This is a genomic window from Burkholderia sp. AW33-5, from assembly GCF_053427615.1.
In genome coordinates this window covers 41,866-68,744 of record NZ_JBSAXA010000012.1, presented here as the reverse complement: position 1 = coordinate 68,744, position 26,879 = coordinate 41,866, and the positions used below count along the sequence as shown (strand labels likewise).

Annotated in this window: 27 protein-coding genes and 1 pseudogene; 12 read left to right on the top strand and 16 right to left on the bottom strand. The window is 66.9% G+C overall.

All coding sequences use genetic code 11. The annotated features are described in order from the left end of the window. The first annotated feature begins 69 nt into the window (after positions 1-69). Positions 70-276 (top strand): hypothetical protein, encoded by a 207-nt coding sequence (locus ACV22V_RS19780; protein WP_059528816.1) that lies wholly within the window; start codon positions 70-72, stop codon positions 274-276. A gap of 70 nt (positions 277-346) precedes the next feature. On the opposite strand, the gene ACV22V_RS19775 is transcribed toward ACV22V_RS19780, so the two are convergent. From ACV22V_RS19775 to ACV22V_RS19765, 3 genes are all read right to left on the bottom strand, one after another. After that, the gene (locus ACV22V_RS19775) at positions 347-1,471 is read right to left on the bottom strand and encodes an OpgC domain-containing protein (RefSeq protein WP_448015216.1); all 1,125 of its coding nucleotides are present in this window, start codon (positions 1,469-1,471) and stop codon (positions 347-349) included. Between the two features lie 387 nt (positions 1,472-1,858). Beyond that, positions 1,859-2,758, bottom strand: a complete 900-nt coding sequence (gene rarD / locus ACV22V_RS19770) for an EamA family transporter RarD (RefSeq protein WP_059528823.1) — start codon at positions 2,756-2,758, stop codon at positions 1,859-1,861. A 12-nt stretch (positions 2,759-2,770) separates the two neighbouring features. Beyond that, the gene (locus tag ACV22V_RS19765) at positions 2,771-3,067 is read right to left on the bottom strand and encodes an acylphosphatase (RefSeq protein WP_059528826.1); all 297 of its coding nucleotides are present in this window, start codon (positions 3,065-3,067) and stop codon (positions 2,771-2,773) included. A gap of 204 nt (positions 3,068-3,271) precedes the next feature. Between ACV22V_RS19765 and hpnA the strand changes: the two genes are divergently transcribed. Together hpnA and ACV22V_RS19755 are read left to right on the top strand one after the other, a co-directional pair. Beyond that, a complete protein-coding gene (gene hpnA, locus ACV22V_RS19760; protein WP_059528829.1) occupies positions 3,272-4,279 on the top strand; it encodes a hopanoid-associated sugar epimerase in 1,008 nt (335 codons plus the stop codon). A gap of 108 nt (positions 4,280-4,387) precedes the next feature. Continuing rightward, the gene (locus ACV22V_RS19755) at positions 4,388-5,797 is read left to right on the top strand and encodes a phage tail protein (RefSeq protein WP_448015214.1); all 1,410 of its coding nucleotides are present in this window, start codon (positions 4,388-4,390) and stop codon (positions 5,795-5,797) included. A 108-nt stretch (positions 5,798-5,905) separates the two neighbouring features. Here ACV22V_RS19755 and ACV22V_RS19750 read toward each other — a convergent pair whose 3' ends face one another. Continuing rightward, complete coding sequence (locus tag ACV22V_RS19750) at positions 5,906-7,093, bottom strand: glycosyltransferase (RefSeq protein WP_448015212.1); 1,188 nt, start codon at positions 7,091-7,093, stop codon at positions 5,906-5,908. A gap of 418 nt (positions 7,094-7,511) precedes the next feature. Between ACV22V_RS19750 and ispH the strand changes: the two genes are divergently transcribed. After that, entirely contained in the window at positions 7,512-8,453 is a 942-nt protein-coding gene (gene ispH, locus ACV22V_RS19745) for a 4-hydroxy-3-methylbut-2-enyl diphosphate reductase (protein ID WP_011659818.1), read from the top strand. Between the two features lie 12 nt (positions 8,454-8,465). Further along, entirely contained in the window at positions 8,466-9,626 is a 1,161-nt protein-coding gene (gene hpnH, locus ACV22V_RS19740; protein ID WP_059528840.1) for an adenosyl-hopene transferase HpnH, read from the top strand. A gap of 153 nt (positions 9,627-9,779) precedes the next feature. Here the strand turns inward: hpnH and ACV22V_RS19735 are convergent, their stop codons facing one another. The 3 genes from ACV22V_RS19735 to ACV22V_RS19725 form a co-directional block, all read right to left on the bottom strand. Beyond that, positions 9,780-10,040: a hypothetical protein gene (locus ACV22V_RS19735; protein ID WP_059815212.1), complete on the bottom strand. Its 261-nt coding sequence runs from the start codon at positions 10,038-10,040 to the stop codon at positions 9,780-9,782. Between the two features lie 160 nt (positions 10,041-10,200). Further along, positions 10,201-10,680, bottom strand: a complete 480-nt coding sequence (locus ACV22V_RS19730; protein ID WP_448015209.1) for a hypothetical protein — start codon at positions 10,678-10,680, stop codon at positions 10,201-10,203. Positions 10,681-10,906: 226 nt separating this feature from the next. Beyond that, positions 10,907-11,284 carry a hypothetical protein gene (locus ACV22V_RS19725; RefSeq protein WP_448015320.1) on the bottom strand — a complete coding sequence of 126 codons (378 nt, stop codon included), beginning with the start codon at positions 11,282-11,284 and terminating at the stop codon, positions 10,907-10,909. Between the two features lie 495 nt (positions 11,285-11,779). Here ACV22V_RS19725 and ACV22V_RS19720 point away from each other — a divergent pair, with 495 nt between their 5' ends. After that, positions 11,780-12,133: a DOPA 4,5-dioxygenase family protein gene (locus tag ACV22V_RS19720; protein WP_448015207.1), complete on the top strand. Its 354-nt coding sequence runs from the start codon at positions 11,780-11,782 to the stop codon at positions 12,131-12,133. Positions 12,134-12,251: 118 nt separating this feature from the next. Next, complete coding sequence (locus tag ACV22V_RS19715) at positions 12,252-12,683, top strand: nuclear transport factor 2 family protein (protein WP_448015205.1); 432 nt, start codon at positions 12,252-12,254, stop codon at positions 12,681-12,683. 27 nt (positions 12,684-12,710) lie between these two features. Here ACV22V_RS19715 and trhA read toward each other — a convergent pair whose 3' ends face one another. The 5 genes from trhA to cblR form a co-directional block, all read right to left on the bottom strand. Further along, the gene (gene trhA, locus ACV22V_RS19710; protein WP_059689268.1) at positions 12,711-13,331 is read right to left on the bottom strand and encodes a PAQR family membrane homeostasis protein TrhA; all 621 of its coding nucleotides are present in this window, start codon (positions 13,329-13,331) and stop codon (positions 12,711-12,713) included. A gap of 215 nt (positions 13,332-13,546) precedes the next feature. Then, positions 13,547-13,753, bottom strand: coding sequence for a YbdD/YjiX family protein (locus tag ACV22V_RS19705; protein ID WP_027781714.1), 207 nt, complete (start codon positions 13,751-13,753; stop codon positions 13,547-13,549). Positions 13,754-13,765: 12 nt separating this feature from the next. Further along, positions 13,766-15,844, bottom strand: coding sequence for a carbon starvation CstA family protein (locus tag ACV22V_RS19700; protein WP_059528858.1), 2,079 nt, complete (start codon positions 15,842-15,844; stop codon positions 13,766-13,768). Positions 15,845-16,126: 282 nt separating this feature from the next. Then, on the bottom strand, positions 16,127-16,555 hold the full coding sequence (locus ACV22V_RS19695; RefSeq protein ID WP_059528861.1) for a PRC-barrel domain-containing protein: 429 nt from the start codon (positions 16,553-16,555) through the stop codon (positions 16,127-16,129). A 282-nt stretch (positions 16,556-16,837) separates the two neighbouring features. Then, a complete protein-coding gene (cblR, locus tag ACV22V_RS19690; protein WP_059689267.1) occupies positions 16,838-17,545 on the bottom strand; it encodes a cable pilus system response regulator transcription factor CblR in 708 nt (235 codons plus the stop codon). 148 nt (positions 17,546-17,693) lie between these two features. Here cblR and ACV22V_RS19685 point away from each other — a divergent pair, with 148 nt between their 5' ends. From ACV22V_RS19685 to ACV22V_RS19675, 3 genes and pseudogenes are all read left to right on the top strand, one after another. Then, positions 17,694-18,062, top strand: coding sequence for a hypothetical protein (locus ACV22V_RS19685; protein WP_448015202.1), 369 nt, complete (start codon positions 17,694-17,696; stop codon positions 18,060-18,062). Positions 18,063-18,088: 26 nt separating this feature from the next. Further along, on the top strand, positions 18,089-18,265 hold the full coding sequence (locus ACV22V_RS19680) for a hypothetical protein (protein WP_448015201.1): 177 nt from the start codon (positions 18,089-18,091) through the stop codon (positions 18,263-18,265). Between the two features lie 160 nt (positions 18,266-18,425). Then, positions 18,426-18,752: pseudogene (locus ACV22V_RS19675) on the top strand (ATP-binding protein); the annotation flags it as partial. A 21-nt stretch (positions 18,753-18,773) separates the two neighbouring features. Here ACV22V_RS19675 and ACV22V_RS19670 read toward each other — a convergent pair. From ACV22V_RS19670 to ACV22V_RS19660, 3 genes are all read right to left on the bottom strand, one after another. Then, a complete protein-coding gene (locus ACV22V_RS19670) occupies positions 18,774-21,017 on the bottom strand; it encodes an ATP-binding protein (protein ID WP_448015199.1) in 2,244 nt (747 codons plus the stop codon). Positions 21,018-21,510: 493 nt separating this feature from the next. Next, entirely contained in the window at positions 21,511-22,641 is a 1,131-nt protein-coding gene (locus tag ACV22V_RS19665) for a 3-deoxy-7-phosphoheptulonate synthase (protein ID WP_059528867.1), read from the bottom strand. 164 nt (positions 22,642-22,805) lie between these two features. Next, positions 22,806-24,113 (bottom strand): lipase family protein, encoded by a 1,308-nt coding sequence (locus ACV22V_RS19660; RefSeq protein ID WP_448015197.1) that lies wholly within the window; start codon positions 24,111-24,113, stop codon positions 22,806-22,808. Between the two features lie 374 nt (positions 24,114-24,487). Between ACV22V_RS19660 and ACV22V_RS19655 the strand changes: the two genes are divergently transcribed. Then, complete coding sequence (locus ACV22V_RS19655) at positions 24,488-24,910, top strand: hypothetical protein (protein WP_448015195.1); 423 nt, start codon at positions 24,488-24,490, stop codon at positions 24,908-24,910. An 85-nt stretch (positions 24,911-24,995) separates the two neighbouring features. Here the strand turns inward: ACV22V_RS19655 and ACV22V_RS19650 are convergent, their stop codons facing one another. Then, positions 24,996-25,706 carry a YceH family protein gene (locus ACV22V_RS19650; protein WP_059689262.1) on the bottom strand — a complete coding sequence of 237 codons (711 nt, stop codon included), beginning with the start codon at positions 25,704-25,706 and terminating at the stop codon, positions 24,996-24,998. A 401-nt stretch (positions 25,707-26,107) separates the two neighbouring features. Between ACV22V_RS19650 and ACV22V_RS19645 the strand changes: the two genes are divergently transcribed. Then, a complete protein-coding gene (locus tag ACV22V_RS19645) occupies positions 26,108-26,872 on the top strand; it encodes an SDR family oxidoreductase (protein ID WP_448015193.1) in 765 nt (254 codons plus the stop codon). The last annotated feature ends 7 nt before the right edge of the window (positions 26,873-26,879 follow it).

Sequence of the window (26,879 nt, the reverse complement as noted above, 5' to 3'; positions counted from 1 at the left end):
CCAGCACGTCCTACACTGGTTGCAACGGCGCATCCGCTCCGTCGCGATGCGCACTGGCGGGAGAAGATCATGAAAAGCAAAACGACTCGGCTCTTGAGAATACTGTCGGATATCCGGCACGCGCAGCGCTGCACCGCGTTGCGCGCCGCCCGGGCCGCGGCCGAAGCCGACGCGGTGCTCGCGGAGCAGGACGATCCGAAGTCCGACGAACGCGACGACGCCGAATCCGACGACGCGACCGCCGTCCCCCGCTCCCGCATCGGCTCACCTCACTGAGCGCACCTGCGCCGCGCGGCACCCTGCGTGCCGCCTCCGTGCTTCCGCGTTGCCGATGCTTCCGTGCCGCTCATGCGGTCGCGCCGCGCCAGCGCGCGAACCACGTTCCCGAACCCGCCACGGCCATCATCAGCCCGACCGCGCATGCGTCGGCCGCGAAGCCCACGCCGATGTGCCGCAGCTCGGCGCCGTTCGCGACCGGATGCAGCAGCGAATCGATGACGAGCGAGATCGCCGCGCCCGCGACGAAGCAGATCAGGCCGCGCCGGCCGACCGCGACGACGGGCTGAACGGCCTGCGCGATGCGCGCGATCCAGCCGCGGCGCACGCAATCGGCCATCAGCCACGCGATCGCCGCGAAGCTCACGATGCGCGGCAGCGCGAGATCGCGCTTGAGCACGCCTTCCGGCACCGGCAGCCCCGAGAACAGCTTGTAGCTCGCGCAACCGAGCACGATCGCGCACGCGACACCGGTCGCCGCGGCGCTCCAGCGCCCGAGCGCGACGTGCCGGTAGAACGGCTGGCAGCGCGCGAGCACGCCGGCGACGAACATCAGTTGCCATGCAAACGGGTTGAAGCTCCAGCGAAACCCGTCGGTGTCCAGCAGTTCGGGGCCGAGCCAGCCGGCCGCGAGCCACGACGCCGCGCTCGACGCGACGAGCAGCCACGGATGGCGGCGCGCGAACGGCACGATCACCGGCGACGCGAGCGCGAACAGCACGTACATCGGCAGCACCGACGCGAGATACGGCTGGCGCTGGAACGTGAGCAGCTCGGCCGCGCCCGTGAGCGGCGACGCGAGCATCACGCTGACGTCGTCGAGCGCGAGGTTCGGCGCGTCGATCCCGTAATGGTCGAGCACGGCGGACACGACGAGCATCAGCGTCGACGTCGCGAGAAACGCGCGATAGATCTGCATCGCGCGGTGCACGAACCGCCGCTGCGCGGCGCGCGCGCCGTGCCGGTCGGCGATCGCGCCGTACGCGCTCGCGGTCGCGAAGCCGCCGAGGAACACGAACACCTCGGCCGCGTCGCACAGCGCGAATGCGTGGAGCGTCACGCGCGACAGCATGCTCGCGCCGATGTGATCGACGACGATCATCAGCAGCACGATGCCGCGGAAGAAGTCGACTTCGATCAGGCGGCCGCCGCGCGCCGGCGGCATCGAGACGGCGGGCGGCATGCTCAACGACATGGCCGCACCTGCGCGACGACGGCGCGGCACGCACCGGTGGAAGATTCGGAAGAGAGAAGGCGAACGCGATCGGCGGCGATGCGCGTATGCTCGCATCGCGCCAATCCGGCCGGCCCGGCACGGAAATGACCGTTCATGGAAATGCCGCATACGAAGAAAAGACGGTCAGGTCAGTCTAGCGGCCGGTCGGGGGATACCCTAAGTAACAAAGTGCAACGGAATCTTCTATTCGATTACAGGCGTGACGTCGACGATACGAAGCTGGCAAGGCCGCCAGCCGGGCGTCAGCACGATGCCAGTTCGACGCCGGCATCGCGAGATTCGACGCAACGCACGCGCGATGCGCGGCACGTTCGCAGCCGCCGTCGCGCCGCCGCGCGAAGACGCTCAGCCGCGCATCGGCAAGCGCCGCATCAGCATCGCGCTGTGCCACGCGGTCAGCGCGACGGCGGCCCAGATCGGCCCGTACGTCGCGAGCTGCGCGACGCTCAGCGTCTCGCCGAGCAACAGCAGCGACACCGCGACGAGCAGCACCGGCTCGACGTAGCCGAGGATCCCGAACAGCGCCATCGGCAGCATCCGGCTCGCCTTCAGGTAGCTCGCGAGCGCGAGCGTGCTGAGCACGCCGAGCCCCGGCAGCAGCACGGCCCACAGCAGCGGATGGCTGGCGACCGGCGTCGCGCTTGCCGACACCATCGCGAGCGCGACCGGACACAGCAGCGCGATCTCGAGCGCGAACGCGGCGAGCGAATCGGCGTTGATCCGGCGACGCAGCACGAAATACGGCGGATAGCCGAGCGCGACGACGAGTGTCGGCCACGCGAACGCGCGCGTCGCCCACACCTCGTGCGCGACGCCGAGCGCCGCGCACGCGACCGCCGCCCACTGCAGCGGATCGAGGCGTTCGTGATAGTAGAAGCGGCCGACGAGCACCATCGTCAGCGGCAGCAGGAAATAGCCGAGCGACACTTCGAGCATGCGCCCGTGCAGCGGCGCCCACAGGAACAGCCACAGTTGCAGGCCGAGCAGCGCCGCGCTCGCCGGCAGCGCGATCAGCAGGCGCCAGTCGCGCACGCCGCGCCGCACGAGGTCGACGAGCGCCGGCCAGCGGCCGCGCAGCGCGATCAGCGCGAGCGCGCCCGGCGCGGTCCACAGGATGCGCCACGCGAAGATGTCGAGCCCGGTGAGCGGCGCGAGCAGTTTCGCGTAGGCGGACATCAGCGCGAACAGCGTCGACGCCATCACCGACAGCGCGATGCCGCGACCGGCCTCCGGATACCCCGTCATGTTGTTTTCGCCTTACTGCTGCTGGAAGCGCTCGAAGCGCTTTTCGACCTGACGCTCCTCGAACGTCACCTCGGTCACGTGCGCGGACGGCGGCCCGTGCCGCAGCCAGGCGAGCATCCGGTCGATCTGCGCGCCGGGGCCCTGGATCATCGCCTCGACACTGCCGTCCTCGAGATTCGCGACCCAGCCGCGCAGCTTCAGCGCGTGCGCCTCGCGCACCGTCGCGTGACGGAAGCCGACGCCCTGCACGACGCCGCGCACCCGCACGTAGTAGGTCTCGATCCGTTCGTCCAGTTCATTGCGGCTCATCGCGTCGCTCTCCCGTAGCATTCAAGCCCGGCATTGTAGTCGCGTCGGCGGCTTCGCACACGCGCCCGGCAAGCGGGCCGCACGCGGCCGCCGACGCCCGCTGCGGCCGCCGCGCGGCGCTCGCGTCGCCGGGCGCGCCGACCACGTACAATCTCGCCGACGCACAACCGCCGCGCCGCCCGCGCGCGGCCCCGAAGGAAACGCATGACTGATACCTCCCGCGATCTCGTTCTCGTCACCGGCGCGTCCGGTTTCGTCGGCTCGGCCGTCGCACGCATCGCGCAGCAGAAAGGCTATGCGGTGCGCGTGCTGGTGCGCCCGACCAGCCCGCGCACGAACGTCGCGGATCTCGACGCCGAAATCGTCACCGGCGACATGCGCGACGAGACGTCGATGCGCGCCGCGCTGCGCGGCGTGCGCTATCTGCTGCACGTGGCGGCCGACTACCGGCTGTGGGCGCCGGATCCGGACGAGATCGAGCGCGCGAACCTCGAAGGCGCGGTCGCGACGATGCGCGCCGCGCGTGCCGAGGGCGTCGAGCGGATCGTCTACACGAGCAGCGTCGCGACGCTGAAGGTCACGAGCGCCGGCGATCCGTCCGACGAGAACCGGCCGCTGACCGCCGAGCAGGCGATCGGCGTATACAAGCGCAGCAAGGTGCTGGCCGAGCGCGCGGTCGAGCGGATGATCGCCGACGAAGGGCTGCCGGCCGTGATCGTCAACCCGTCGACGCCGATCGGCCCGCGCGACGTGAAGCCGACGCCGACCGGCCGCATCATCGTCGAGGCCGCGCTCGGCAAGATTCCCGCGTTCGTCGATACCGGCCTGAACCTCGTGCACGTCGACGACGTCGCGCACGGCCACTTCCTCGCGCTCGAGCGCGGCCGCATCGGCGAGCGCTACATCCTCGGCGGCGAGAACCTGCCGCTGCAGCAGATGCTGGCCGACATCGCGCAGATGACGAACCGCAAGGCGCCGACGATCGCGCTGCCGCGCTGGCCGCTCTACCCGCTCGCGGTCGGTGCGGAGGCCGTCGCGAAGTTCACGAAGAAGGAGCCGTTCGTGACCGTCGACGGCTTGCGGATGTCGAAGAACAAGATGTATTTCACGTCCGCGAAGGCCGAGCGCGAGCTCGGCTACCGCGCGCGTCCGTACCGGGAAGGACTGCGCGACGCGCTGGACTGGTTCGGCTCGGCGGGCTATCTGAAGTAACACAAAGCGGCGTGCGTCACGCCGCTTTGCGCACTTTGTTACACGTCGCTGACGGACCGGCACCGGCGCAGCGGTTAAAATCGCGGGTCTTACGCAGAGAAGACACGCATGAACCTGAACGAACAGATCGATTCGCTCAACGCGGGCGTCGATCGGCTCCTCCACGATCACCACGCCGCGCAGCAGGCGGCACGCAGCGCGGAAGCGTTCGCGCGCGCCGCCGCGGCTGAAGCCCAGGCCGCCGCCGCCCGTCACGCCGCCGCCGAGACCGAAGCCCAGGCCGCCGCGCAGCGCCACACGGCCGCAGCCGCCGACGCCGAAGCCGCGCAGCAGCGCCACGCGGACGCCACCGCCGCGGCCGAAGCCGCCGCCCAACGCCACATCGAAGCCACCGCACAGGCCGAGGCCGCCGTCCAGCGGCACGCCGAGGCGACCGCGCTGACCGAAGCGCTCGCCCAGCGTCACGCGGATGCCGAAGCCGCGTCGCAGCGTCATGCGGCCGCGATCGCCGAAGCCGAGGCCGCCGCGCAGCGTCATCACGCCGCCGCGACCGAAGCGGATGCAGCCGCGCAGCGTCATGCGGCGGCCGCCACGGAAGCCGAAGCCGCCGCGAAGCGCCATGCCGAAGCAACCGCCGAGGCCGAGGCCGCGACGCAGCGTCACGCCGCCGCGATCGCCGAGGCGGAGGCACTCGCGCAGCGTCACACGCAGGCGATCGCCGAAGCGGAAGCCGCCGCGCAGCGCCATGTCGAGGCAACCGCCGAAGCCCAAGCCGTCACGCAGCGCCACACCGAAGCGATCGCGCAAGCCGACGCAGCCGCGCAACGCCACGCGGCGGCGACTGCCGAGGCCGAGGCCGTCGCGCAGCGCCACACCGAAGCGATCGCGCAGGCCGAAGCGGCCGCCGAGCGTCACGCGAAGGCGATCGCCGACGCGGAAGCGCTGGTCGAAGCCGTCGTGACGGACGCCGCGACGAACGCGGCGGCTATCGCAGCCGCGCCGGCCGTCGCGGCCGAAGTCGTCGAACCGGTTGTCGAGTCCGCGGTCGAGCCGGTAGCGCACGCAGCCGTGGCGGTGACCGCCGACGAAGCCGCGGCAGCGCCCGCCGATGCCGGCACCGCCGTCGTCGCGCCGGCCGCCGACACCGCAATCGAAGTCGCCCCCGCAGCCGAAACAGCGGACGCCGTCGCGGACAAGCCGACGCTGCACGTCGCCCGCCCGTCGCAGAACGAACTGACGCTGACCGTCAACGGCCAGTCGATCACGCTGCACCCGGAGCAGCTCGGCCAGCTGATCGAGGAACTCGCGCATGCGCGCGCGTCGATGCAGCCGGAACCGCCGCCGGGCATCCCGGCGGGCTGGCGCTTCGTGACGACGAAGAACCCGATGATGGCCGTGCAGAAGCAGTCCAACGGCGACCGTCTGCTGGTCGCGCGCCACACCGGCTACGGCTGGGTGCCGTTCACGTTCTCGCCGGACGTCGTGATCCAGATGTACATGATGCTGACGCAGCGGTAAGCACGTGCGGCGGCGCCGCCGCATATGACAAAGCCCGATCGATTCACAATCGATCGGGCTTTTTGCTTTCCGAAATCCGGAGGAACGACCGGCATCCGCCGGCGTCCGTCAGCGCTCCACCGGTGCCTGCACGCGCGCCTTCCACTGGCCGCCCTTGCCGCGCCAGTAGCGCCACGCGGACGCGAACGTCGCGCCGACGTAGAACAGCGCGACGAGCGGCAGCGCCGGCGCCCACAGCGGCGAGCGGCGGTAGTAGCGCAGCATCGGCGCATATGCGGTGCACATCGACGCCCATGCGAGCCACGCCGGCCAGGCGCGCGCGCCGTACGCGAGCGCGGCCACGGGCGGCACGAGGTAGATGATCGTCATTCCGAGCAGCGTGCCGGCGAGCAGCAGCGGCGAATAGTGGAGCTGCGTGAATGCGGTGCGCGCGATCATGTTCCAGATGTCGCGCCAGCTGTCGTACGGACGCAGCGACACGCTGCGGTCGGCCAGATCGAGCCGGATCGAATGCCGGCCGCTGCCGCGATGCTTGATCTGCGCGGCAAGACTGCAGTCGTCGATCAGCGCGCCGCGGATCGATTCGATGCCGCCCGCCTCCTCGAGCGCGCTGCGCTTGACCAGCATGCAGCCGCCCGCGGCGCCGGCCGTCCGGTTGCGCGGATCGTTGATCCACGAGAACGGATAGAGCTTCGCGAAGAAGAACACGAACGCCGGGATCAGCGCCTTTTCCCAGAACGAATCGCAACGCAGCCGCACCATCAGCGACACCAGATCGCGTTGTTCGGCCTGCGCGCGCGTGACGAGCTGGGCGACGGCGTCCGGCGGATGGCCGATGTCGGCATCGGTCAGCAGCAGATAGTCGGCCGGCAGCCCGAGCGTGCGCACCGCGGCGATGCCCTGCGACTGCGCCCACACCTTGCCCGACCACCCCGCCGGCAGCGGCTTCGCGGCCAGCACCGTCAGGCGGTCGGCGCGGTTGATCGCGAGCGCGGCGGCGCGGGCCACATCGGCGGTGCCGTCGTCGCTGTGGTCGTCGACGATGATCAGATGAAAGTCGCCCGGATAATCCTGCTCGAGCAGCGACGTCGCCGCCCGGGCGATCACGTCGACCTCGTTGCGGGCCGGCACCACCGCGACCACGGCCGGCCAGCCGGCCTCGGCCGCGGCGCCGCGTGCCTCGGGCGGCAGCGCCCGCGCGGGGCGCGCGCGCCAGAAGCCGCCACGCGCGACGAGCAGCACGATCCAGATCAGCAGCGACAGGCCGGATACCAGGAAGGTAATCGCCAGCATCATCGGCACGCCTCCTGCCGGATACCGGCGTGAGCGGCGCCGGATCGTCCGGTCATAATCGGGGTCGGAGTGAAAACGCCCATGACCGCATCGGCGGCAGGGCAATACGCGTAAGAATCGACGGTCATCGAATGGCCTTGAAATGAGCGCGACGCCGGGCAGCCGGACAGGTTGCCCGCGAAACCGCGCAGTTTACCGGGTTCCGCGCGCGCGAGCGCCGACGCGGCTCTGCGGCGGATGCAACACGGCCGATACGGCACCAGAGCAAGGACGGCGCGATAGGGTTAAAATGCGCGATTAATTCGGGGTTCCGGGGCCTGGCCTGGCCGGTTCGTTTCCTGCCTTCATAACATCAAGCCGGGGCGAGCGAGCAGTGCCAGCTCCTCGAACCCCGGCGTCTGTCGTCGGAGTTCGCTCACTTATGCGAGTCATCCTTGCCCAGCCCCGCGGCTTTTGTGCGGGGGTTGTCCGTGCGATCGAGATCGTCGATCGCGCGCTGCAACAGCACGGCGCGCCGGTCTATGTGCGTCATGAGATCGTGCATAACCGGCATGTCGTCGAAAATCTGCGTAATAAAGGGGCACGATTCGTTGAGGAGCTCGACGAGGTGCCGCATGGCGCCGTGGCGATCTTCAGCGCGCACGGTGTCGCCCAGACGGTCGAACGCGACGCCGAAACGCGCGGGCTCGACGTGCTGGACGCAACCTGCCCGCTCGTCACGAAAGTGCACGTGCAGGGCCGCCAGTACGTCGCGGCGGGCCGCCGGCTGATCCTGATCGGCCATGCGGGCCATCCGGAAGTCGAGGGCACGATCGGCCAGATTCCGGCCGAGGTGATCCTCGTGCAGAGCGAGGCAGAAGTCGATACGCTGACGCTGCCGGTCGACACGCCGGTCGCGTACGTCACGCAGACGACGCTGTCGGTCGACGACACGCGCGGCATCATCGAAGCGCTGCAGCGCCGGTTCACCGACATCGTCGGCCCGGACACGCGCGACATCTGCTACGCGACGCAGAACCGCCAGGCCGCCGTGCGCGAGCTGAGCGGCCAGGTCGACGTGCTGCTGGTCGTCGGTGCGACGAACAGCTCGAACTCGAACCGCCTGCGCGAGATCGGCACCGAAAGCGGCGTGCCGAGCTATCTCGTCGCCGACGGCTCGGAAGTGAAGCCCGAATGGTTCGCGGGCGTGCAGACGGTCGGCCTGACCGCCGGCGCGTCGGCACCCGAGGAAATGGTTGAGGATGTAATCGGCGCGCTGCGCGCGCTGGGGCCCGTCGATGTCACGACGATGGCGGGCCGTGAGGAAAAAGTCGAATTCAAGTTGCCGGCGAAGCTTACGCAAGCTGTCGCCCGCGAAGTTTAAGGAGGACAACTCTTGTCTATTCCGCTGCTCCAGCAAGTCCGCGTCGGCGCATACATCATGCGCCAACACCTGTCCGGCAACAAACGCTATCCGCTCGCGCTGATGCTCGAGCCGCTGTTCCGCTGCAACCTCGCCTGTAACGGCTGCGGCAAGATCGACTATCCGGACCCGATCCTGAACCAGCGCCTGTCCGTCGAGGAATGCCTGGAAGCCGTCGACGAGTGCGGCGCGCCCATCGTGTCGATCGCCGGTGGCGAGCCGCTGCTCCACAAGGAGATGCCGGAGATCGTCAAGGGCATCATGAAGCGCAAGAAATTCGTGTACCTGTGCACGAACGCGCTCCTGATGGAAAAGAAGATGGACGACTACCAGCCGAATCCGTACTTCGTCTGGTCGGTCCACCTCGACGGCGACAAGGACATGCACGACCATTCCGTGTCGCAGGAAGGCGTGTACGACAAGGCGGTCGCGGCCATCAAGGAAGCGAAGCGCCGCGGCTTCCGCGTGAACATCAACTGCACGCTGTTCAACGATGCGATCCCCGAGCGCGTCGCGAAGTTCTTCGACACGCTGGGGCCGATCGGCGTCGACGGCATCACCGTGTCGCCGGGCTATGCGTACGAGCGCGCGCCGGATCAGCAGCACTTCCTGAACCGCGACAAAACGAAGAACCTGTTCCGCGAGATCCTGAAGCGCGGCGAAGGCGGCAAGCGCTGGTCGTTCAGCCAGTCGTCGCTGTTCCTCGACTTCCTGGCCGGCAACCAGACGTACAAGTGCACGCCGTGGGGCAACCCGGCGCGTACCGTGTTCGGCTGGCAGAAGCCGTGCTATCTGGTCGGCGAAGGTTACGTGAAGACCTTCAAGGAACTGATGGAAGACACGAACTGGGACAACTACGGCGTCGGCAACTACGAGAAGTGCGCGGACTGCATGGTCCACTGCGGCTTCGAAGCCACCGCCGTGATGGACACGATCGCGCATCCGCTGAAGGCGTTTGCCGTGAGCCGCAAGGGTATCAAGACGGAAGGCGCATTCGCGCCGGACATCTCGATCGCGAAGCAGCGCCCGGCCGAGTATGTGTTCTCGCGCCACGTCGAGATCAAGCTCGAGGAAATCCAGCGCGCCGGCAAGGGCAAGCTGCAGAAGCCGGCGAAGCCGGCAACGGCGGCTTAAGCGCGTATCGCCACGCGGAGGTTCGCGCCTCCGCGTCGGCCCGCATCGAAGAAGCGCCACGGAGTTCGCTCCGTGGCGCTTTTGTTTTGATGGGCGTCGTCGTAATAACGCCGCGTGCAGTCGCGCACGCGTGAGCATGCGAATGCCCGCACGCTAGTGTCTCGACTCGGCCGCCGCGATCAGCTGCCATGCGGTCGGCCCGCGATCGAGCAGCGGGTCGGACGGCGGATCGAAATCGTGACGATGCGCGTCGTCGGACGGCAGCGCCTGCGACTTCGCGATGCCGATCTCGTCGCCGCATACGGTGCATCGATAGATGCCCGCAACCGGCGTCTCGCTGCCCGGCGGCAGGTTCTCGTTGAATGCGCGGCCGCTTCCGCACGTGAAGTAGCCACCGATCCTGTACAGCGCCATCGCGCCTCCTGACTGAAACGAATGCATTCGCGGCGACACGCACGATCGCCGCGAACGCGAGGATGGATGGTCATCGACCGAACCCGTTGGCGGCGAGCGTCAGCCCCGGGGAACGGAACGCGCATGAAACGCAGCGAGGGCTCGGTCGCGTTGCCACCGCTCAATGCAGAACGCCCGCTTCCCGCATCCGGGCCGCCGCCTGCGCGACCAGCCCCGGCTGCTCGCTCGATGCGAACGCGCACACGTGGCGCCACAGCTCGGCGAGCCGGTGCCGCGTGAGCGTCGCGACGCACGCGTCGTTCGCCGCGAGCACACGTTCGAGCGCCGCGCACTCGTCGTCGTGCAGCGTCCATGCGCCGCTTTGCGCGGCGCGCGCCATGCTCGCGTCGAGTACGCGCTCCGCGTCGACGCACAGGTCGATGCTCGCATCCGGGGATACTGCGTCGTCGAGCGCGAGGAACACCAGATAGACGCTCGTGCGCAGCCGCATCAGCAACGTTTCGTTGCCGTGCTCGCCGCGCAGCGCGACGAGCGCCATGTGGCATTTCAGCGAGATGTCGCGCACATGCGCCGGTGGCAGCGGCAGCAGCCACTCGCGCGTCAACGGCGGGTGGCGACGGCCTTTTCGGGCGGCCTTCATGATCCGCCCTCGCCTGCCGCGACGTCGTCCACGTCGAATGCCGGCCACGCGGTGCGGCACGCGCAGGCGCCTCGCCGTGCATCGCGACCGCCGTTCGCGCGGCGCCGCGCGCCGCCGTACACGTCGTCCCGTCGCCGCGTCGCACACGCCTGGGGCAGCCGGCGGATCGCGGATGCACGCAACACATCGGGGAGTCGGTCAAGGCATGCCATGCTCTGCTCCCGCATCAGAACGTGTTCTCGCCCTTCAGGTAGTACGCGGTCTTCACGAAGAACGCCTTCACCGGATGACCGCTCTGCGCCGCGCTGGCCGCGCGCGCTTCCATCGCGGCCTTCTCCTCGCGCGAGCGGTCGGGCATCGGGTACCTCACGCGTTCGAGCGCACGCTGCATCGCGAGCGGGTAGTTCTGATTGCCGGCTGTCGTCGCACGATAGCCGGCGCGCGTCATCTGCCGCAGTTGCACATCGGTTTCGGCACGCGCCGCCGACCAGGTCAACGGCGCGACGTTCGACTGCCACTCGGTATCGACGGACTGCGCGAAGCTCGCAGCGGGCAGCACGGCAAGCGCGCCGGACAGGACAGCAAGGGAAACAACGGATCGCATCATGGCCTCCAGATGGTTGTTTCCGCATCGATCGTCGTCGTCGATGCGGTGCAATCATCGTATGTCGCGTGACCACGCGCTTGAATAGCCGATTCCGCAATTGATATTTTCGGCACCGACGGACGGGTTGTGATCCATGCGATTCGCCAATGCTGCCCGAGCGGAATTTCTTTATTTCATTCAACTACCTGATCGCGTTTTTGCAGACGAATCGACGTGCCGCGTGAATCGCTTTTGCGTTTTTTGAAATGACGTATTGCCGATGCGATTTCGGCCAAAGCCCTGCCCGGCGCGGCTTTCGGCGCGATGCCGCACACGCCGGCACAGGCGGGAAACGATTCGACAAATGCGCTCGTTTTCCTGACATACGACAAAACCTCCGCGCCGATTTACCGCTCCGCGAGAAGACGTGTGCGACACGGACGCGCGATAATTGCGCATCGCGCCGTCAGTCACGGCGCTTATCCGTTCCCTATTCTTTTCCCGAGTTCCGCCATGGCTGCCATCGACACCACCGCCATCGACAATTGGCACGCACACGTCTACTTCGACGCCGCGAGCCGCGACGCAGCCTGGGCGTTGCGCCTCGTCGTCGAAGAACGATTCGGCGCGATCATCGAACTCGGCCGCTTTCACGAGCGCCTCGTCGGCCCGCATCCGGCCTGGTCGTACCAGATCGCGTTCGACGCCGCGCGCTTCGACACCATCGTGCCGTGGCTCATCCTGAATCACGGCGCGCTCGACATCTTCCTGCATCCGAATACCGGCGACGATCTGCGCGACCATCGCGACAGCGCGGTGTGGATCGGCAAGTCGCATGACCTGAATCTCGGCGCGCTCGCGGGCTGACGAGCCGCACGCGGTCGCGTTCGACATACGCGGCATCCACGTTTCGGCCCGAGCTGAAACGTCCGGCGGCGCGGCGTCGATACAGTGGTTCCGTTACCCACGTTTGCCGGAACCCGCCATGACACAAGCCGACACCGATGCACAACGCATCCATCAAGACTGGCACGCCGCCGTCGTCGCACGCGACCTCGACGCACTGATGTCGCTGTACGCGGACGACGCGATACTCGAAACGCCGCTGATCGTCGTCACGCTGCCCGATCACGGCTCGGGCGTGCTGCACGGCAAGGGCGCGATCGGCGCGTTTTTCGCGGCGGGCCTGCGCAATCCGGGAAACAAGCTCGGACGCTGGTATCGAACCGGGCTGTTCTTCTCGAACGGCCGGCAACTCACGTGGGAATATCCGCGCGAAACGCCGGAAGGCGATCAGGTCGATCTCGTCGAGGTGATGGATCTGCGCGACGGGCTGATCGCGCATCACCGCGTCTACTGGGGGTGGGTCGGGTTCATGGCGCTGCGCGGCGCGGCACGGGCGGCCGGGCACGCATGACGCGCGCCGTGCCGCCCGCATGCACGCTCACGCGACATACATCGCGACGCTGACGAACTGGCACAGGCTGCCGGCCAGCACGAAAAGATGCCAGATACCGTGCCCGTGGCGGATGCGCTCGTCGTTGATGAAGAAGTAGATCCCCGCGCTGTAGATGACGCCGCCGGCCACGAGCCATACGGCACCCACCGGCGGCAGCGCATGAATCAGCGGGCGGATTGCAACGAGGGCGAGCCAGCCCATCAGCACGTACAGCACCATCGACACGATGCGCGTGCGTCGACCGAGCGTGAGTTCCTGCGCGATCCCGAATGCGGCGAGCCCCCAGCTCACGCCGAACAGCGACCAGCCCCACGGGCCGCGCAGCGTGACGAGCGTAAACGGCGTGTAGCTGCCCGCGATCAGCAGATAGATGGCCGAATGGTCGCACTTCTGCAGGATCGCCTTCAGGCGCGGGTTGCGCACGCTGTGATACGCCGTCGAGATTCCGTAGAGCAGGATCAGCATCGCACCGTACACGCTGAAGCTCACGATCTTGTAGGGATCGCGGTCGAGCGCGCCCATCGTCACCAGCGCGACCAGCCCTGCCACCGACAGCACCGCGCCGACGAGATGGGAAATGCTGTTGAAACGCTCACCGACATGCACGACGGGTTCTCCTGCGCGGATTCTTCGGGAAAAGAGGATGCCTCATATGATACCGACGCCCGGACTTCTCCGCGCTGGACGAAGTCAAACGCCGCAGTGACGGGCGCCTCGCGCGCACCGCACCGGCCCGCCAAAGAAAAAGCGCCGCGAATGTCTTCGCGGCGCTTCCCGGTCCGTCACCGGACCGCCTCACCGGCCGGCTGCGCCGGCCCGGTTCAGCAACACTTCCCTGCCCCCGACCCGTACCGCGCATTCTGACGCTCGCGGAAGAATTCCTCGTACGTCATCGGCTCGCGGTCCGGATGGGTTTCGCGCATGTGCGCGACATAGGTGTCGTAGTCGGGCAGGCCGACCATCAGCCGCAACGCCTGCCCGAGGTAACGCCCCGCACTGCGCAGGTCGCTGCCGAGATCGGTGAACATCGCGGCCTCCCGTTATCGTCCGCTGCCGAGCGCCTGCGCGGCCGGCATCGCTTCGTACGGCGTCTCGCGCACGGTCGGCTTCGACTCGCGACGCGCGCGCAGCACGGCGAGCAGGCCGTACCCCGCGATCGCCACGACGACGAAGATGAACAGGCCGGCCAGCGCCGCATCGATGTAGTCGTTGAAGATGATCCGCTTCATCTGCGCGATCGACTTGGCCGGCGCGAGCACCTTGCCTTCGTCCACCGCGGCCTGCAGCTTCGCCGCGTGCGCGAGGAAGCTGACCTTCGGATTCGAATCGAAGATCTTCTGCCAGCCGGCCGTCAGCGTGCAGATCAGCAGCCATGCGGTCGGCACGATCGTCACCCATGCGTAGCGCTCGCGCTTCATCTTGAACAGCACGACGGTGCCGAGCACCAGTGCGATCGCGGCGAGCATCTGGTTCGAGATGCCGAACAGCGGCCACAGCGTGTTGATGCCGCCGAGCGGATCGACCACGCCCTGATACAGGAAATAGCCCCACGCGGCCACGCACAGCGCGGTGGCGACAAGGTTCGCCGGCAGCGACTCGGTGCGCTTGAGCGCCGGGTGGAACGTGCCGAGCAGGTCCTGCAGCATGAAGCGGCCCGCGCGCGTGCCGGCATCGACGGCCGTCAGGATGAACAGCGCCTCGAACAGGATCGCGAAGTGATACCAGAACGCCATCATCGCTTCGCCGCCGATCACCTGGTGCAGGATGTGCGCCATGCCGACGGCCAGCGTCGGTGCGCCGCCCGCGCGCGCGATGATCGTCGTTTCGCCGACGGCCTTCGCGGTCTGCGTGAGCATGTCGGGCGTCAGCACGAAGCCCCATTGCGTAACCGTGTTCGCGACGGCTTCAGGCGTCGAGCCGAGCACGGCCGCCGGCGCGTTCATCGCGAAGTAGATGCCCGGCTCGATCACGCACGCGGCGACCAGCGCCATGATCGCGACGAACGATTCCATCAGCATCGCGCCGTAACCGATGAAGCGCGCATTGGTTTCGTTGTCGATCAGCTTCGGCGTCGTGCCCGACGAGATCAGCGCGTGGAAGCCCGACACCGCGCCGCATGCAATCGTGATGAACAGGAACGGGAACAGGTTGCCCGACCACACCGGGCCCGTGCCGTCGACGAACTTCGTCAGCGCGGGCATCTTCAGTTCCGGTGCGACGACCAGAATGCCGATCGCGAGGCCGAGGATCGTGCCGATCTTCAGGAACGTGGACAGATAGTCGCGCGGTGCGAGCAGCAGCCACACCGGCAGCACCGATGCGACGAAGCCGTAGCCGATCAGGATCCACGTCAGCTGCGTGCCGCTGAAGGTGAACCATGCGGCGAGCGCCGGCGAATCGTGCACGGTCTGGCCGAACGCGATCGACGCCATCAGCAGCACGAAGCCGATGATCGACACTTCGCCGATGCGGCCCGGGCGGATGTAGCGCGTATAGACGCCCATGAACAGCGCGATCGGAATCGTCGCGGCGACGGTGAACGTGCCCCACGGCGAATTCGTCAGCGCCTTCACGACGATCAGCGCGAGCACCGCGAGGATGATCACCATGATCAGGAATGCGCCGAACAGCGCGATCACGCCGGGCACCGTGCCGAGCTCCATCTTGACGAGGTCGCCGAGCGAGCGGCCGTCGCGGCGCGTCGAGATGAACAGCACGATGAAGTCCTGCACCGCGCCCGCGAACACGACGCCGGCCAGGATCCACAGCATGCCCGGCGTGTAGCCCATCTGCGCGGCGAGCACGGGCCCGACGAGCGGCCCGGCGCCGGCGATCGCGGCGAAGTGATGGCCGAACAGCACGTACTTGTTGGTCGGCACGTAGTCGAGGCCGTCGTTATGCCGGACGGCCGGCGTCATCCGCAGCCCGTCGAGCTGCATGACCTTGCTGGCGATGAAACGGCTGTAGAAGCGATATGCGATCAGATATACGCAGACTGCGGCGATCACGATCCAGAGCGCGCTGACGCGTTCGCCGTGCGCAAGTGCGATCGTCCCGAACGCGAACGCGCCGAGCAGCGCGACCGCGATCCAGAGCAGGGTACTGGAAGCCCGATTCATGGCGTCTCCTGGTCTCCAATGTGGTTTTGAGTGGATCCGGCGAGGCGCCGGACCCGCGTGACGTCGATGCGTCGTGCCGCGTCTCGCGGAAGACACGGCGGTGGGCCGTAGTATTCCGCGCGACGGGGGAGGCTTACAAGCGCACAACTACGTATGCGAGGCTACGTAGAATTACGTAGCCGAGGGGCGAAAGCTCGGGTTGCGGCCGTGACCGACCGACGCGCGGCCGGACACGCCCCGCGGTTGGCCACGCCCGGCGCATTGCGCGCCGGGTCGGTTGCATCAGTGCTTGTCGTCGAGCTTCTTCGGCTTCGGCGGCGACGGCACCTTCGCGTACTGGAACGCGGGCGTTGCCTTCAGCGCGTCCTTCGTTGCGCCCGGCAGATAGATGTTGCCGTTGCGGACGTCGAGCGACGCGATCGGCACCGCGACGTCATGCGCCGCGACGCCCAGGAAACCGCCGGCCGACACGATCGCGGCCGAGACCGAGCCGTCAGGCGCGACGATCAGGTCGCGCACCGTGCCGACTTTCTGGTTCTGGTCGTTGTACACGGCCTTGCCGAGCACGCTCTTCTTCACGCTCCAGCCTTCGAGCAGCGCCTGCGATTGCTCGACGGTGACGCTGAGTGGCTGGGCGCCCGCGATCTGCGCATGCACGTTGAGGCTCGATACGAGAACGGCGGCTGCGACGATTGTCTTGGTGAAAGCCATGCTGATTGCACTCCGGTTAGGTTGTTGTTGGTGCCGGGAGCGAAGCGGCGCGGGTGCGGTGGCGAATCGGTGAGCACCCCGCGCTTCGTCGATGCAGCAGCGGCCGGCCGCGCCGCCGCTGCGTGTGCGCGCAACGGGCCCGGACGGGCCCGTCGGTTAACGCAACACGGGTCATGGTAGCGCCAGTCGAGAAGTGCTGCCATGAGGCTGCATTGCACAGCGATGAACGAAGATCAATGTCGGCGTGAAAAATGCCGAGGGAGAGTCGGAATCAGACGACGCTCAATGTTTCTCGAGCAGCTTGCGGGACGCGAACAATTCGGCATCGCTACGGATGCCGAGCTTGCGATACGCCGATTGCTTTTGCGCGCTGATCGTCTTGCGGCTGCGGGAAAATTTCAATGCGATATCGGATACCGACATGCCCGCCAGATAACAGCGCAGCACCTCGTGCTCGCGCGGGCTCAGGCGCAGGTCGGCGGACGCTTCCGATTCGGCCGCCGGCGCATCGTCGCTGACCGCCGGTTTCGGCGCCGTCACACTCTGGACAGGCGTCGCACTCGCCATCACCCTGCCTGCCAGTTCGGCACTGATATACGAACGTCCGTCTGCGACCACACGGATCGCATGCACCAGTTCGCGAAGATTTTCGCTCTTGCCGAAGAAACCGAGCGCGCCTGCGCGCATCGTCATGTTGACGGTCGCGGGCGTATCGCTGCTCGACGTCATCAGGATCTTGCAATCCGGGAAGCGCGTGCTCACCAACTTGACGAGATTGAGGCCGTCGATCTCGTCCGGGCCCAACGTGTAGTCGAGCAGCACGACGTCGGCGTGATTCGACTCGAGCCAGCTGATCAGATCGCGCGACCTCGCAAAGCTCGCCGCCACTTCGATGCCGGTCCTCTCCGTCAGATAACTCGCGATCCCGTGCTGGACGACGGCATGGTCGTCCAGGATCACGACGCGGATCGGTTGGAGCTCTGGTCTCATTACTACCCCTTTTCATTCTGGCGATACGGCCCATCAACGGTTGGCCGCTTCTTGCCATGGCAAACCGGAACGGATGATCCGGATTAGCTTACCGGCTTTCTGGATAATTTTTAACCCCGCCAGCTAAACAGCCGAGGTGCGGGCAGTCATGGCGGACGCCATGCAGTCCGATTCGGCATCCGCGGCAGCGACAGCGTGGGAAACGGCCCGCGCGCCCCGCAACGAATCGCCGACGCAGGCGCTCGCGTCATCGAAAGGCACGGTTGATGTTGTTGCTCGCGTCCGCACCGCGTTGCGTCGACGCAACAGACCCTTTGTGATGACGACCTCGCTCCGAGTATTTCTCACGCTACCACTGCAGCGCCTGATACAGGTCATCACACGTGCGCGGTTCACGCCTGAGGCGAAGGCATCGATAGCCGCGCATCCGGGCGTGCGCACCTGTGCCGACACGCATTGGCGTCCGTTCGAATTTCGCAAATCAGCTGACTGCGCTTCGAGTATGTCGACAACGTAACATCGGCAAATTCGTACCACGCTCTCATGACGGGGAAGATCGACATGGCGGCGGACGCGTCAAGAAGCGGCGCCATCGTCAGCCTGCCGTGGTTCGTCGGCACGATGGTCGTCGTCGCAACGGAGCCCTTGAATCTCTTCGTCGATCTTGAGACTCCGGCAGGCAAGCAGATCGCGATCAACGGTAGCGGCAGGCTCGAATAAGCGATCCGGCATGCCGGCGTGCCCGTGATCCTGCTGATTTGCGACGACGAACGCGGCGGTTGCTTCGGAATCGCTGCTGACGTTGCTCGACGACATCCTGAAATATTCGTCTCGAGTCTCGAAACGTGACGCTCGCGTTCGAGTCGACGCCCGGCCGCGCATGAGCGTAGCGCAGCGCCGACATGATGCGCTGGCGCGTCGACGAGAAAAACCTCAACCTGGAACTCGAACTCGCGTGCCCGCCGCGCTGTGCGTGCCGATCGATCCGGTGCGCATGCGGCAGAGCGTGCTGAACCTGCTTGCCAACGCGATCAAGTTCACGTCGGCCGGCTCGATTGCGCTGCGCGTCGTTTATCTCGACGGTAAACCGCGCCATGCCAGCTCGCGCGCAATCGAAGTCCGCGACACCGGCATCGGCATTCCACCCGATCGCCAGCGTCGCATTTTCGCGCCGTACCCACGCGTCAAGCAGCCGGGCAGCCGCCGCGTGAACGGCAGTGGACCGGGACTATCGATCTGTCGGAGACGGGTCGACTTGATGAACGCCGTGGAGTTCGCGAAGCCGCGTTTCGACATGCGACGCGATATTGGCGATATCGCCCAGTTTGGCCAGATGCGACGCCCCCGCAATCCGGTGCGCGGCCCGGGCGGCTGCGGCGAAATCGCGCGACAGCAATTCGTTGACAAGCGCGTCGAGATCCTTCGCCACTTCGCGGTCATAGACGGCGTTGAGATTGGCGGCATCGTCGGCATGCGCTGCCGCCGGTTCCATCTCGGCATACGCCGGGCACCACATCGCGATCAGTTGCCGCAACGTTTCGAGCCGCAGCGGCTTGCCCAGCACGCCGTCCATGCCGCTGTCGAAGCAGCGCTCGCGATGCGCATCGCCGGATACAGCGGAAATCCCGATGATCGGAACGTGTCTGGCCTCGCGTGCCGATTCGTCCTGACGGATCATCTTCGCGAGCGCATAGCCGTCGACGTCCGGCAGATCGCCATCGAGCAGCACGAGGTCGACACGGCCGTCCGCCAATTGACGCAACGCGTCCTCGCCGGTGCCGGCGACGATGCCGACGCAGCCGAGTTCCTCGCATTGCTGCTGCAGCGCGAACTGCACGGTTTCGTGATCGTCGACAATCAGGATACGCGGCGATTCAGGATGAGCGTGTCCAGGCAGTGCGTCGACCAGCACGGGCATCGATGCGGCGGACCGCACCGGCAACGGCTCGTCCACTGTCGTGACCGGCAATCGCACCGTCATCGTCGTTTCGACGTGCGGCAGGCTTTGGACGGTGATCGTGCCGTGCATCAATGCGACCAGTTCACGGCAGATCGCGAGGCCAAGCCCGCTGCCGTTGATGTCCTGGTGAAGCGAGGCAGGCCCCTGCCAGTATGCATCGAAGATGTGTTCGAGCCGCTCGGGCGCAATGCCGATGCCGGTATCGCGCACCGCGAGGGTCAGCGTGCCATTTTGCCCGTGGCGACCTGAAACATACTCGACGCGCAGCGTCACCGAGCCCGCGGATGTGAATTTGATTGCGTTGACGAGCAGATTCAGCACGATCTGGCGCACACGGACCGGATCGATTGCAACACGCACCGCCGACGGACAAGCAAAGTCGAGCTCCAGGCTCAGATTTTTCTCGTCGGCACGCCAGCGCACCATGTCGACCGTATGCCGCGCCCACGACTCAAGCTCGACGGCCTGCGTGGCAAGCCAGACCTTGCGCGATTCGAGGCGAGAATATTCGAGGATATCGTCGAGTAGCGTCAGAAGCGTCTCGGATGCCGAGATTGCCGCATCCGCGCGATTCGCCTGTTGCCCGGTCAACCGCGAGCGTTGCAGCAATTCCAGCGACGACAGGATCGTATGCATCGGCGTGCGGATTTCGTGACTGACGAACGCGAGAAACGTCGCCTTTTCGCGCTCGCTGCGGATCGCGGCCACGCGCGACTTCCACGACAGGAATGCGAGCATCGCGAATGCCAGCAGCGCGGCGGCAATCGCGAGCACCTGGGGCGCCCGGTAATGCAGGATCGAACGGAGCGTCGGCTTGCCGTAATCGGCCATCTCGACCCAGTCGCGCGTGAGCTCCGCCGTCTTGCTCACGGGAATGGCCGCGAGCGACTTGTCGATGATCGACGCCAGGATGGGCAGGTCTGCCCATGTAAGCATCGCCAGCGATACGGGGCGGTCGGCAAGCATCCCCGACATGTAAAGCTGCCCGGGAAACTGCCGCTGCACGATCGGCAGAATCGTGACGTCGACGCCGAGCGCGGCATCGGCCTCGCCGTTGGCAACCGCGGCAAGCGCGAGTTCCTCGGTGTCGAACGTAAGCACGTCGAGCATCACGCCGCTGTTGCGCGTGAAATACTCGACCGCGCCTCGCCCCTTGATCGCGACGCGCCGGCCTTCGAGCCGCTTCAGGTTGAAGATCATCGCGGAGTCGTTGCGCGTGACGGCCGTCAGCCGCCCGACCAGGTAGGGCGCACTGACGAGAGCACCGGCGCCGACGCGGTCCGGCACCAGGTCGCGCCATACGCCGGGCAGCAGATCAACCTTGTGCGATGCAAGCGCATCGTACGCATGTCCCCATTCCGTGCCCGGCACCGTCTTGAACGTCAGCCCGGTCATTTTCGAGATTGCGTTCAGGTACCCTGCGACGAGGCCGGCATGGTTGCCGTTGCGCATGTATTCGATGGGATGCCAGTTCGCCTCGACTGCGATATTGACGACCGGATGCGCGCGCATCCACCGAAGCTCCTCGTCAGTGAAGGTGGGCTTCCAGCAGGCGGTCGCGCCGTTCGCAGGGAGCGACGAGACGACGAACCAAAGGAATATTGCGCGCAAGAGCAGGCGCGGTGCGGCGCGGCACGCGATAAGACGTCCTTCCATGTACGATACGGCGGCCGGAGCGAGTGCATCGGAGACCATGCACGGCATGCGCCGTCGGTTGAGGTTTGCAGATGGGGCGACTCTATCCGACGATCCGCAAATCGGCCGTCCATCCAATCCTATTTCAGACAGACGCCTTAGGAATTGTCCTAATTTTGGCCGGAGGCGAGGGGATTCGTATCTGCAGGATCGCCCACAGCGCGACCGCTCGCCGCACGGCACTTCGGGCGCGCGCGCCGCTATTCCAGTCGTTCGGATATCGCCGCTATGCGACGTGCCGCCGCTCGGCACCCGTCTTCGTCGATGGGCCGACCATGACGGCGGCGGGCATCAACCCGCCGCCGCAACCTCATGCATTGCGCGAATACACGCGCCGATGCCGCACCGCCTCCGCCAGCACGTCGAGCACCGGCTCCGTCTGCGTCCAGCTCAAACACGCATCCGTAATCGACACGCCATACTGCAACGGCACGCCGGGCTTCAGATCCTGACGCCCCGCCTCGAGATGACTCTCCACCATCACGCCGACGATCCGGTGCTCGCCCTGCGACAGCTGCCGCGCAAGATCCTGCGCGACTTCGATCTGCCGCTCATGCGACTTGTTCGAGTTCGCGTGCGAGCAATCGACCATCACCTGCTCGCGCAACCCGCTCTTGCGCAGCACCGCGCAGCTCGCCTCGACGTGCTCGGCATCGTAGTTCGGCCCGTTCTTGCCGCCGCGCAGGATCACGTGCGCGTCGTCGTTGCCGCGCGTCTCGAAGATCGCGGCCATGCCCATCTTCGTCATCCCCATGAACGCGTGGCTCGCGCGCGCGGCGACGATCGCGTCCGACGCGACCTGCACGCCGCCGTCGGTGCCGTTCTTGAAGCCGATCGGGCAGCTGAGCCCCGACGCGAGCTGCCGATGGCTCTGGCTCTCGGTCGTGCGCGCGCCGATCGCGCCCCACGCGATCAGGTCCGCGATGTACTGCGGGCTCAGCAGGTCGAGGAATTCGGTCGACGCCGGCAGGCCGAGCGCGTTGATGTCGAGCAGCAGTTGCCGCGCCGCGCGCAGCCCTTCGTTGATGCGGAAGCTGCCGTCCAGGCGCGGATCGTTGATGTAGCCTTTCCAGCCGACGGTCGTGCGCGGCTTCTCGAAGTACACGCGCATCGTGATCAGCAGGTCGTCCTTCAGCGCATCGGCGGCGGCCTTCAGGCGACGGGCGTAGTCGAGCGCCTGGTCGTGGTCGTGGATCGAGCACGGGCCGACGACGAGCAGCAGCCGGTCGTCCCGGCCGTGCAGGATGTCGCCGATCGCGCGGCGCGTGTCCTCGACGAGCGTCTGCGTGGCGGCCGGCACCGGCAGTTCGTCCTGCAGCAGCGCGGGCGAGATCAGCGGGCGCACGGCGCCGATGCGGACGTCGTCGATGCGCGTGGTGTCCTGCGTCGCGTCGGCGCTGCCTACCTCGCGATCGTGAGAAGGATTGTCGAGGTTCTGCATGGGGGTTCTCCGGGGACGTCTGGAATGATGTGCAGGCTCGATTATGGCACTCGCGCGTGGCGGCAGCGAGGCGCGGCGGGGGAAGGCGACCGGCGTCAAGGCGCCGGATGAAAAAAGGCGATCCGCGAAGGATCGCCCGGCGATTGCGTCGATGCGCGGGGCGGCTAGTGCAGCGTCTCGGGCGCGAGCGAGTTGCTCGGCAACAATGCCGTCAGCGCGCAATTGCTCGGCGCGGCCTTGCCGCCGAAGCGGTCGTAGAGCCAGGGCAGCATGCCGGCCACCCACGGCGCGATCGCGCCCGCATGTTCGAGCGGATATTCGGTGTACACGACCGGCACGCCGCTGGCACAGAACTTCTGCGCCAGCGCGCGTACATCGTACGCGAGCATCACGCCGTCGCCCACCTGGCTGCCGAACGTGCCGTCGAGCACGCCGGCCGTGCCCTGAACGATGTACATCGGAATCGTCGGCGACGGGGCCAGCCCGGCGTTCACCTTGTTCGCGTAGGTCACGTACGCCGGAATGCTGTTGATGTCGTTCGCGTATTGCGGCTTGAACAGCGTCGCCCAACGCAGCCCCGTGTATTTCGGCAGGATGTAGGCGAGCGACTGGTTCTGGATGTCGTTGAATACGGCGACGCCGCTGTCGCTCAGATACGGCGTCAGATCGAAGCCGAAGCCGCGCGACAGCCCGGCGAGCGCGGCTGCCGCGACACCGCCCCAGACGATGCTGCCGTCGACGTAGCGCAGGTTGTGCGCGGGGTCGACCAGCACGCCGCCCTCGGCCGCGCCGACGAGCTGCTTGTTGACGTCCGGCGCATAGCTCGGCGCGAGTTGCGCGGCCCAGTTCGTCGCGATCGCACCGCCGGAATAGCCGATCATCGCGACCTTGCTGGACGGCGCGAGGCCCGTCGACGGCGTGTTGAGCGCCGCGCGGATCGAATCGAGCGTCGTCATCCCGTATTCGGGGCCGGCGGCGAAGTCCCCCGTCTGGCCTTCCGTGTCGGGCACGATCACGTCGTAGCCGAGCAGCAGCAGCGTCGACAGCGGGATCGATTCCGCGCTGTAGAGCAAGGTGCCGGCGTTGATGATCTTCGTGACGTCGCGATCGCCGGCGATCACCTGCGACGGTTCGTCGTAAGGATTCAGCGAGTCGTAGGCCGACTGGTAGGAGATCGCCCGGCCGTTGCTGACCGGGCTCCGGATCACCGACGTCACGTTGACGACCGGCCGGTTCTGCGCGTCGTTGGTGCGATACAGCAACTGCTGGGCGGTCACCGCGGTCGGCATTCCGGCCACGTGATAGGTAACGGTTCGCGTGTTGAGCACCGTGCCGGGTGGAATCGATTTCAACGGCGTGGCGCCCGTATACGTGTAGAACGGGTCGGTCACGGTGGCCGCGCCTGCATGAACCGACGACGTGGCGACGGCCAGCACGGCGGCCGCGATCGTCATCAAACGTTTGGAGGACATCGGAGTGGCCTCTGGGGATAACCTGCTTTTCATCGAGGAAGTTCGCTGTGTTGCGACTTGTCCGGACTGCGGCGTCAAGACGGGTTCCTGGCCATCGGATGTCTCCTTTGAGTGAAGGGTCCCTTCTGTTTTCGTTATCTCATTTAGTAGGACTGCAAACCGGATGAATTGAAGCACAGCGATAACGGAATCGATGCGGATTTCCCGTTGTTTGAAGGTAAACGCCTAAACCCCGTCGCGACGATCACGCTCCGCGAGACGCTCCGGCCGTACGGCCGAGTGTCGCGTATAACTTAGGTATCGTACGATCACGACTGTCCGCCGCCGATGGGGCCCGACGTTCGGCACGAGCCATCCACGACTCACACACATACATGAAAAAGACACTTGCCGCGTTGCTGCTGTGCATCGCGTTGCCTGCGTCGGCCGAGGTCAGCACCGAGGTGCTGTGCTTCAGGACGACCGGCGACAAACCCGTGCGCTTCGAATTGCGCACGTATTACGACGACGTGGCGAAGTGGCAAGGGGGCGTCGTCCGCTACGCGAAATCGAAGACGGTGATTCCGCTGCTGCTCAAGCACGTGGATCAGGAAGCACTCGCGGAAGGCCGCCCGTACCAGTTCACGACGACGTGGTGGGAAATGGTCGACGGCAAGATCAACGGCGAATACGAAATGATGAGCCAGGGTGCGATCGTCTATTCGATGACGTACACCAATGCACGCACCGGCAAGAAGACCGATTTCGCGTGGGCGCAGGACGTCGATGCGTCCGAGAAGACGGGGTGCCGCTGGTAGCGCAGGTTCGAGCGGTGTCGGGAGGTGCGTTCGTCAGCCGGCGCGCCTTGATCCGCGCCGGTGTCGAGTTGGCTCGGGCGGGCGGTCAGCCGGCGTCGCCCGGGGTGTCGACGTCGATCCCGAGTTCGGTCGCCATGCGCTGAACGAGCGCGTTCAGCCGCGCCACTTCATCCGCAAGCCGCTTTTGTTCGGCCTTCAGCGCCTCGAACTCGGACGGCGGAACGGAATCCGCGCCGCCGCCCGTGTCCGAACCGGCGAAGTCGGCGACGTTCACTTCGCCGCACATCAGGTGCATCCAGCGATTCTCGCGTGCACCGGGCGCGCGCGGCAACCGGACGACGAGCGGCTGCGCACGCGCCGCGAGTTCGTCGAGAAACGCCTCGACCGACGAGATGTCGGCGAAGCCGTGCAGGCGTGCGCTGTTCAGGCGCAGTTCGGCGGCCGTCTGCGGGCCGCGCAGCAGCAGGATCGTCAGCAGCGCGATCGCCTGGCTCGGAATCCCGAGCACACGGTTCATGTTGTGCTCGAAACGCGGCACGCGGCTGCTGCTTCCTTCCATCACGAGGCTCAGGTGCTTGAGCCCGTCGAGCGCGGTCGTGACCTCGTCCTCGCTGACGTTCATCACCGGCGAGCGCGCGGTCTTCTGGTTGCAGCCCGAGGTCAGCGCATTCAGCGAGAGCGGATAGGTGTCGGGCACGGTGTGCTGCTTCTCGACGAGCACCCCGAGAATGCGGGCCTCGAGGGGCGTAAGTTCGCGCAAGGCGCGTGGCGTGGGCATGTCCGGCGTGGTGTTCATGGATGCGTCGCAGCGTGCAGCAAGTGAAAGGAAACGGTCGCGCCCCGTCCGGCGTCGCGAACGGGCGAGCCATATGATAGCTCGCGACGTGGGGCCCGGCGCCACGCGCCGCCATGGCGTGCGGACTTGCCGCAGTCCGCTTTCGTCCAACGTATCGGCCGCGCGGCGGTGCATGCGTTCGACGTCGCGAATTCACGCACCGCGCCCGCGCGCGGCGTCGCCCGCGTTTGCGCGTCGCGCGGGCCGGCGCTACGATACGCGTTCACTTTTGGACATGCCGCGCCGCACGCGGCCGACTTCGCCCGCCACGCCAGCACCGCGCATCGCCCGTCCCGCACGCCGTGCCGCGGCGCATGCGCGCCACGCGTCAACACGCTTCATCCGTTCACTCATTCACCACCATGACCACATCCATCTCAGCGCCGCACGTGCGCGCCATCGTCACCGGACACACGCGCGGCCTCGGCGCGTCGCTTGCCGAACAACTGCTGCAGGAAGGCATCGCCGTGCTCGGCGTGTCGCGCAGCCGTCATCCGTCGCTCGCCGCGCAGGCCGGCGACCGTTTCGCCGACATCGAGCTCGACCTGTCGGACACGTCGGCCGTCGCGGCCTGGCTCGCCGGCGACACGCTGCGCCGCTTCGTCGACGGCGCGTCGATCGTGCTGCTCTTCAACAACGCGGGCGTCGTCGATCCGATCGGCTCGCTCGACGCGCAGGACCCGGCGCTCGTCGCGCGCGCGGTCGGCGTGAACGTCGCGGCGCCGCTGATGCTGTCGGCCGCGCTCGTGCAGGCGGCGGCGGCGCCGACCGAATGCCGGATCCTGCACGTGTCGAGCGGCGCCGCGCGCAACGCGTATGCGGGCTGGAGCGTCTACTGCGCGACCAAGGCGGCGCTCGATCATCACGCGCGCGCCGTCGCGCTCGACGCGAACCGCGCGCTGCGGATCTGCAGCGTCGCGCCGGGCGTCGTCGACACGGGCATGCAGGCGACGATCCGCTCGACCAGCGAAGCGAACTTCCCGATGCGCGAGAAATTCGACCGGTTGAAGTCGAGCGGCGCGCTGTCGACGCCCGAGGCGGCCGCGCGGCAATTGATCGGCTATGCACTGAGCGACGCGTTCGGTTCGGTGCCGACGGTCGACGTTCGCGAATTGCCCGCAACCTGATCCGGGA